This window comes from Actinomadura sp. HBU206391 (genome assembly GCF_014323665.1).
Lineage (GTDB): Bacteria > Actinomycetota > Actinomycetes > Streptosporangiales > Streptosporangiaceae > Actinomadura_C.
On sequence record NZ_JABVEB010000248.1, the window covers coordinates 1 to 7,759 of the forward strand.

The 7,759-nt window shown below is 71.5% G+C and carries 9 protein-coding genes; 5 read left to right on the plus strand and 4 right to left on the minus strand.

Annotation, left to right across the window (positions count from 1 at the left end):
• The first annotated feature begins 50 nt into the window (after nucleotides 1–50).
• The gene (locus HKK72_RS32915) at nucleotides 51–1,178 is read left to right on the plus strand and encodes a glycosyltransferase family 4 protein (protein WP_187238331.1); all 1,128 of its coding nucleotides are present in this window, start codon (nucleotides 51–53) and stop codon (nucleotides 1,176–1,178) included.
• A 31-nt stretch (nucleotides 1,179–1,209) separates the two neighbouring features.
• Here HKK72_RS32915 and HKK72_RS32920 read toward each other — a convergent pair whose 3' ends face one another.
• A complete protein-coding gene (locus HKK72_RS32920) occupies nucleotides 1,210–1,794 on the minus strand; it encodes a hypothetical protein (protein ID WP_187238332.1) in 585 nt (194 codons plus the stop codon).
• Nucleotides 1,795–2,162: 368 nt separating this feature from the next.
• Here HKK72_RS32920 and HKK72_RS32925 point away from each other — a divergent pair, with 368 nt between their 5' ends.
• Nucleotides 2,163–2,765: an RNA polymerase sigma factor gene (locus tag HKK72_RS32925; protein WP_187238333.1), complete on the plus strand. Its 603-nt coding sequence runs from the start codon at nucleotides 2,163–2,165 to the stop codon at nucleotides 2,763–2,765.
• Nucleotides 2,762–3,505 carry a hypothetical protein gene (locus HKK72_RS32930; protein WP_187238334.1) on the plus strand — a complete coding sequence of 248 codons (744 nt, stop codon included), beginning with the start codon at nucleotides 2,762–2,764 and terminating at the stop codon, nucleotides 3,503–3,505. Before HKK72_RS32925 ends, HKK72_RS32930 begins: the two co-directional genes overlap by 4 nt.
• A 28-nt stretch (nucleotides 3,506–3,533) precedes the next feature.
• Here the strand turns inward: HKK72_RS32930 and HKK72_RS32935 are convergent, their stop codons facing one another.
• The 3 genes from HKK72_RS32935 to HKK72_RS32945 form a co-directional block, all read right to left on the minus strand.
• Nucleotides 3,534–4,196, minus strand: a complete 663-nt coding sequence (locus tag HKK72_RS32935) for an SDR family oxidoreductase (RefSeq protein WP_187238335.1) — start codon at nucleotides 4,194–4,196, stop codon at nucleotides 3,534–3,536.
• A 114-nt stretch (nucleotides 4,197–4,310) separates the two neighbouring features.
• Entirely contained in the window at nucleotides 4,311–5,024 is a 714-nt protein-coding gene (locus tag HKK72_RS32940) for an anti-sigma factor family protein (protein WP_187238336.1), read from the minus strand.
• Nucleotides 5,021–5,620, minus strand: a complete 600-nt coding sequence (locus HKK72_RS32945) for a sigma-70 family RNA polymerase sigma factor (RefSeq protein WP_187238338.1) — start codon at nucleotides 5,618–5,620, stop codon at nucleotides 5,021–5,023. Before HKK72_RS32945 ends, HKK72_RS32940 begins: the two co-directional genes overlap by 4 nt.
• 468 nt (nucleotides 5,621–6,088) lie before the next feature.
• Here HKK72_RS32945 and HKK72_RS42515 point away from each other — a divergent pair, with 468 nt between their 5' ends.
• Nucleotides 6,089–7,264 (plus strand): peptidoglycan DD-metalloendopeptidase family protein, encoded by a 1,176-nt coding sequence (locus HKK72_RS42515; protein ID WP_187238337.1) that lies wholly within the window; start codon nucleotides 6,089–6,091, stop codon nucleotides 7,262–7,264.
• The coding region (locus tag HKK72_RS32955; RefSeq protein ID WP_222721437.1) for a hypothetical protein at nucleotides 7,265–7,759 on the plus strand (495 nt) is incomplete at its 3' end. It abuts the gene before it with no gap.

Here is a 7,759-nt window from a genome sequence, read left to right on the forward strand (position 1 = left end):
CACGGCCCCGCCGGCCCGGCCGCCGGCGGGGCCGTGGCATGCTGGCCGCGATGACCAAGACACTTGTGATCACCAACGACTTCCCGCCGAGGCCGGGCGGGATCCAGGCCTTCGTGCACAACCTGGCCCTTCGCCGGCCACCAGGTTCGGTCGTGGTGTACGCGCCCGCGTGGAAGGGCGCTCCCGGGTTCGACGCCGAGCAGCCGTTCCCGGTGGTTCGTCACCCGACCTCGCTGATGCTGCCGCTGCCATCGGTGCTGAGGCGGGCGGGGCTGCTTGCCAGGTCCGAGGGCTGCGACACGGTCCTGTTCGGCGCCGCGGCGCCGCTCGGCCTGCTCGCGCCGTCGCTGCGACGGTACGGCGTGGAGCGCTTCGTCGCGGTCACGCACGGGCACGAGGCCGGTTGGGCCCAGCTGCCCGTGGCCGGATCACTGTTGCGGCGCATCGGGGACGGGGTCGACGTGCTCACCTACCTCGGCGAGTACACCCGTTCGAGGATGGCCCGGGTGTTGTCCGCCGGCGCCGCCGCCCGCATGGCGCGGCTGGCCCCGGGCGTGGACGACACCCTGTTCCGTCCCGGAGCCGGCGGGGCCGAGATCCGCCGCCGGCATGGTCTCACCGACCGCCCCGTGACGGTCTGCGTCTCCCGGCTGGTTCCCCGCAAGGGACAGGACGCGCTCATCGCGGGCTGGCCGCGGGTGCTGCGCGCCGTACCGGAAGCCGCGCTGCTGCTCGTCGGCGGTGGCCCCTACCGGCGGCGGCTGGAGGATCTCGCCGCGTCGCACGGGGTCGCGTCGTCCGTGCGGTTCACCGGATCGGTGCCGTGGGAGGAGCTGCCCGCCCACTACGACGCGGGCGACGTCTTCGCCATGCCGTGCCGCACCCGCCGGCGCGGCCTCGACGTCGAGGGACTCGGCATCGTCTATCTGGAGGCGTCCGCGACCGGTCTGCCGGTGGTCGCCGGCGACTCCGGCGGCGCACCGGACGCCGTACTGGAGGGCGAGACCGGCCTGGTGGTGGGCGGTCGCACGGTCAGCGCCGTGGCCGACGCGGTCGCCACGCTCCTGCGGGACCCCGCGCGGGCCCAGGCCATGGGGGAGAAGGGCCGGTCCTGGGTGGAGCGTGAGTGGCGCTGGGAGATCCAGGCCCAGCGGCTCGACGGCATTCTCACGGGCTGACGCGCTGTCGGCGACCCGCTGTGCCGGGCGGTCAGCCTTGCGGATCCGACGGCAGGCCGAGAGCGTGCCGCAGGGCCGTGGCCTCTGGCTTGCCGGACAACGCCGCCGCCCGCAGCACGGCCGCCTTGAACTGGTCAGGCCCGTCCGCCCCGGCGGCGGTACTCCAGTAGCGGCCCGCGCGGACGGAGGCGGTCATCAGTGCCGTGACCTGCTCGCGTGCCTCGTGCGGCCACGTCGTCTCGCGCAGAACCCGTACCTGTGCGGCATTGGCCGCGGCCACCCGCCCGGCCAGTGTGCGCAGGTCGGCCCACGGCCGATCGGCGTGGACCGCCGCCTCGAAGTCGTCAAGGGCGGTGTTGTACGGCCGCACGCTCTGCAGGTAGCGCTCGGCGGCCTCGGCCTTGGTCAGCACGGTGGTCGCCGCCTCGGGGGACGAGGAGGTCTCGCCGGTGGCGGCGGGCTTCGCCTCCGTTACCGGGGCCTTCCCGGCCGGGGTCTTGCCGGCCGGGGTCTTGCCGGCCGGTGCCTTGTCGACGGGGGCCTTCTTGGCCGGACCGGAGTCGAGACAGCCGGAGCAGAAGATCATCATCGCCAGCACGCGCCATAGCAACGTCATGAGCGGCGTACCCTCCATCCAGCGCGATGATCTGCACGGCGTGCCCGGTGCCGGCATCCAGCGGTTCCCACTACCTCAGCGTCGGGGCCTCCACTTCTGTCACAGCCCCGGTCGATGCCTCGCGCGCGCACGACAGCGGAGCGGAGCGCGGCCCGGCGGGCGCTTTCGGCCGAGCCGTGGGCGGAGATCTTACGCGGTATGCCGGTATCTGCGGTCGAATAGTCGATTTACTGATCCAAGAGAACATGATCCGGTAGCCTCACGGTCGCATGGTTCCGACGTGAACGAACCCAACCGAGGTGCCGAACCTGTGGAGCGGTCGTGAGTACCTTCGGCGAAGCGCCGGCGGGATCACGTGTCGAGGGCGCATGAATCTGGACGATGTTCTGAAGGCGGCCCTGGACGGCGACGAGGACGCGTTCAGAATCGTCTTCCGGGATCTCCATCCGCGCCTGGTCCGGTATCTGCGCGCCTTCGTCGGCCCGGATGCCGAGGACGTGGTGGCCGAGACGTGGAGTCAGATAGCGAGGGACCACCGGTCGTTCAGCGGGGACTATGACAAGTTCCGCGGATGGGCCTCGGTGATCGCCCGGAACCGCGCGATCGATCTGCTGCGCCGCCGGGGACGCCGGCCGGAGGACCTCGTGCCCGCCGAGGAGATGGTCGACCTCGCCGGTAACGACCGGGTGACCGCCGCGGCGTTCGACAGGATCACAACGGACGACGCCATCGCAGTGATCGCGACGCTGCCGCAGCCCATGGCCCAGGCCGTGATGCTCCGCGTGATCATCGGCTTGGACGCGAAGGAGGCGGGACGGGTGCTCGGCAAGAGCCCGGGGGCCGTTCGCACCGCGGCGTACCGAGGGCTCCGCGAACTGGCGGGACGCCTCGAGAACGTGTCCGGTGCGGTGGAGGGGGAGCGGCGGAGGGAGTGTTCGGTGGAACGCCGGACGTTGGAGGACTCGGCATGAGCGTCGACAGGAAGGTCACCCGCGGCCGAGCCGAGCGGCTGCTCGACCGTGCAGCTTTCGGCTCGCCGGAAGATCCGGATCCGCTCGTACGCCTCCTCGCCGCCGCTGCCGCCCCACCGCCGCGGACCGGGACGCACGAGGGGGAGGAGGCCGCTCTCGCCGCCTTCCGCGAGGCGCGCCGTGGCCCGGTGTCCCCTCGCCGGCACCCGGCGGGGCCGGTGTTCGGGAGGTTGCCGGCGACCAGGGCCGCCGTGGCCGCGCTGGCGGCCATCGCCGTCGGCGGGGTCGCGATCACCACCGGCACCGTGAGCCTGTCCGCCCGTCACGAGGCCCGCCCGCTGACGGCCGGGCCCTCGGCGACGGCGACCTCATCGGGCACGTCTTCCCGCCCCTCTCTGAGCACGCCGACGCCTGCGGCGGGCCCGGTGAGCGGCGGCCCCTCGGCGACTCTGCCGCAGACCGACCTCTGTCGCGCCTACCGCGTCATCGGCCCGGGCCGCAAAGAGGCGCTCTACCGCTCCGCGTTCGCACCGCTGGTGGCCGCCGCCGGAGGCGAGCGCAGGGTCGCCGGTTACTGTGCGGAGCTGCTGCGGGGCCCGCAGAGCGGAGAACCGGGGCAGCCGCAGAAGTCTCAGGAACCCAAGAAGCCGAAGAAGTCCAAGAAGTCGACGAAGGCGCCGAACCCGAACGTCACCCGCTCCACGGGCGGATCGCCGAAGAACGACATCGAGCGGATGTGACGATCGCGTGGCCGGCCGGATGGACGGGTCAGGCGGTGTGCGTGCCCCGCACGGCGTCGTCGATGGGGATGTCGCCGCCGACGAGTTCGAGCGTGCGGTGCCGCGTGGCCGGTGTGTCCAGCAATGCGGTGAGAACCGCGGCGACGTCGTCGCGGCTGATCTCGCCTCGCGGGACGGGAGGGGCGGCCAGGGTGACCAGGCCGGTGCCGGGCCGGTCGGTCAGCCGGCCGGGCCGCACGACGGTCCAGTCGAGGTCGCGGCCGCGCAGGTCGTCCTCGGCTTCGCCCTTCGCCTTCACGTAGGCGGCCCATGCCTTGTCGGTGCCCGGCCGAGGCGGCTCGCCCGCGCCCATCGAGGAGATCTGCAGGAACCGGCGCACCCCGGCGCGCTCGGCGGCGTCGGCCAGCAGGACCGACGCGGCCCGGTCGACCGTGTCCTTGCGCGCCGCTCCGCTGCCCGGGCCGGCGCCCGCGGCGAACACCACCGCGTCCGCCCCGGCGAGATGACCGGCCAGTTCGTCGACGCCGGTCATCTCGAGGTCGCATATGACGGGCTCGGCGCCCGTCGTCGCGACGTCGTCGGTGTGTGCCGGGTCGCGGATCAGCCCGGCGACGAGGTCGCCCCGCGCGGAGAGAATCCGCTCCAGGCGCAGTGCGATCTGACCGTGTCCACCCGCGATGACCACTCGCATGATCAGAAGACTACCGCCGCGACCCGTCATGGCGGTGTTCGGACGCCGGCCGCGGCCGTGCGAACCCGCGAGGGCGCGACCGCATCGGTTCTCGCGTGGCGGCCGCCCGCCCCGTCACTCGACCGGCACGGTGGACAGGACCTCGCCGTCGGAGGCGCGGACCTCGAACCGGTTGATCTGGTCGCGCGACGTGGCCACGCTGCCCTGGATGACGAGCGGCTTCGCCGCCGAGGCGGCCTTGCCGGGCGCGGCCACCTGCCAGCTCATCACGGTCTCCTCGCCACCGGCGTGATCGAGCGCGACGAGACGGCAGAGAAGCGGGCCCTGGACACCGGTGATCTGCAGGGTCACGTCGGTTCCCCAGGTCTTGGCCTCGACCGCGACCGTCGCGCTGACATCCGTCGGCGAGGTGCCGGTGAACCGCTCACCCGAGCTGAGCAACTCGGCGGCCCGGGGCGAGGCCGTCGCGGGACGGCCTCCCGTACTGGGGTCGGGCGAGTTCAGCGTCGACCAGACGAACCCGCCTCCGATGGGCAGGACGACCAGCATCGCGGCGGCCACCAGCAACCGCTGCCGGGAGCGCCGGTGCCTGGTCTCGGAGCACCGGCGGAGCAGCACGTGCAGGTCGTCGGTGCCCTGCGAAGGCGTCGGCGTGGCGAGCTGCTTGTCGAGCCCGTGCATCAGCGCGGAGATGCCCCGCAGACCACGGAGCTCCTCCAGGCACCTCGGGCACTGCAGGAGATGCTCCTCGAACGCGTGCTTGTCCTCTGCTTCGAGCAGGCCGAGGGAGTAGGCGGCGACATCGGTGTGCTCCACGCGTCCGGTCACGGTGCCAGTCCCTTCTCTCCCAGAGCGGCCCTTAGGGCACGCAACGCATAGAAGCATCGCGACTTGACCGTACCCACCGGAACTCCCAGGACCTTAGCGGCCTCATTGACCGAGCGATCCCGGAGAAAGGTCTCGACGAGCACTTCACGATGCATGGGGGAAAGCGAACGCAGCGCCTCGTTCACCGTTATCGACTGCAGCAACTGCTCCCACTTGTCGGTGTCCGGCATCTCCTCGAGCGGATCGTCGTTGACCTCCATGGGCCGGGATCTGCGCCGGCGCCAGTCATCGATCACGAGTCGGCGGGCCACGGTCGCGAGCCAGGGCATCAGCGATTCGTCGCCGTAGAGCTGGTCGGCGGAACGCCACGCACGCAGCAGGGTCTCCTGGACGATGTCCTCGGCCCACTGCCGGTCTCCGGCGGTGAGCTTGATCACCAGGCCGAGGAGCGGCTCACGGAAGTCGCGGTAGAGCGCCGCGGCGAGGTCCTCGTCGGCGCCCTTCCTGCGGCTGGGCTTGGACTGCCGCCGCAGCTTGATGAGCTGTCCCACCTGCGACCCGCCGCGTCCACCCGGAGCCCGGCTGTCCTCTGCCATCGGTCCCTCCGTCCCGGCGTCACCTTGCGGCGACGCCGTGAGGCGGATCACATCGGCGTGATGCCGGCCCTCTTCGGACGTGAAAGTGGGGTCGGGCATGCCCGTGCGGGCGTGCTGACCCGCCCGCCGGTCCATTTCACCGACGGGCACCGACCTGCCCCGCCGGCGGGAGCCGGGGCGGTTGGGCATTGCCATGTCGCTCCTCCCCGGGCCGACGCCCGGTGCGACGGATTGTCGCCAAGCGGTACGCACGGCGAAGGCAGATGGTTCACCTGATGCCAAAGTTTTTCCGGATTGCCAGGATTGTGGCGAGAATCCAGTAAATCAAGTTACTTTCCAGTCTCGTTGTGGCCTTTGGGGCGTATGCTCCGGCCTGGATTCTCTCGGCGTCGGGGAGCGGCACCACGGCATTCCCGTCGTGGCGCCGTCAAGCCCCACGCGGCGCGCCCGTTTGGTGGAGGAGGGGATGTGACCAGACGTAACCAGAACAAGGTCGTGTTCCTTGAACGCACGGCTCGCGTGGCCAACCGTGTGGCCGTAGCCGGGATGGTCGTCGTGATGGTCGTCGTGTTGGCGCTGGTGGCGGTGGTGGAGAGAGTGCTGCTGGCGCGGGGAGAGGACGCCCCCCCGGACGGAGAGATCCTCCTCGAGGTTCCCGAGCAGAGCCCGCGCAAGCCGCCGTCCGTGCCCTCGCGGCGCCGGACCCCGCCCACCGAGACCCTGGGCCAGCAGGTTCGCACCTTCACCCTGGCGCAGAGAGGCCCGGCGGCCCGGCAGTTGTACGGCGTTCGCCCGAGCCAGCAGCCGATCGTCGGTACGACGAGGTTCAGCCGCGACCGCGCGTGGGCGCTGGGCACGACCGCCATCCCGGCGCCGACGGACCAGCCGGTGATGCCGCAGGTCACGCTGTTCATGGCGCGGTGGGGCGAGGGCGGATGGGAGATGGCGCTCGCCGGATCGCCGGAGTTCTCGCCGTTGGTCCGGCTGGCCCCGACGGCGTTGATCCCCGCTGAGGAGAAGCGGCTGCTCAGTCGCTACAGCGACTCCGACGCCGACAGCGGCTCCACGGCGGGACTCATGCTGCCGTGGCGCGCGGGCGACGCGTGGACGATCACGGCGACGCGGGGGGCGAGCGACAGTGCCCGCCCGCTCGGGGCGGTGGCGTTCCGGGGCGGCGACGGTCGCGTCCTGGCCGCGGGAGACGGCCGCCTCTACCGTTTCTGCACCACGGAGTCCGACAAAGGCCTCGTGCTGATCATCCATCCCAACGGGCTGGCCACGCAGTACTACGAGATGACCAAGGTCACCGACGTACCGGACGGCGGGGTGGTGAAGCAGGGCGACTATCTCGGCCGGATCGGCACCGACCGCCCCTGCGGCGGCGCCCCGGCAGGCCGGCCGCAGGTGCGGTTCGCCATCCGCCAGGGAGCCGACGACGTGCCGCTCAACGGCCTGCGGATAGGCGGATGGACCTTCCAGGAGCGGGCGAAGCCCCTCCTCGGGTGGGCCGAGCGCGGCGTACTGCAAGTGATGCCGGGCGAGCCGCTGGCCAACTTCGGGCCCAGCGACATCGCTCCTTCCGATCCACTACTAACCAGCAATGTTCATGACATACAGGTCAAACAGACAAAGGGAGGTCCGTGAGTGGATACCCCACAATCTCAGAAGCCCGGGGTGCGGTGGCTGGTTCCGGCCGGATTGCTCGCCACCCTCGGCGTGCTGATCGGGGCGGCCACACCGGTGGGGGCGGTCGTCGTCGCCGAGATCCAGCGCTTCATGGACTTCTACAGCGGCGTGTTCACCCTTGTCGGGCTGACACTGTCGGTGATCGCCGGACTCGTCGCCACCGACCGCATGATCCTCAAGATCCAGCACCGGATCCTCGCGCAGGCCCTGCACCGGGCCGCCACCTTGGTCGCCACGGCCTTCCTCATCTCACACGTCGTGATCGAGATCCTCACCAAGAACGCCGACGCCGTTCAGGTGCTGCTGCCGATTGGCCGGACGTCCGCCATCGCGCTCGGCACGGTTGCCGCCCACCTCATGATCGTCGTGGCTCTCACCGGCCTGGCGCGGGCCCGCTTCGCCACCGGACGCCGTCCCTGGCTCTGGCGCGGGTTGCACGGGCTCGCCTATGTG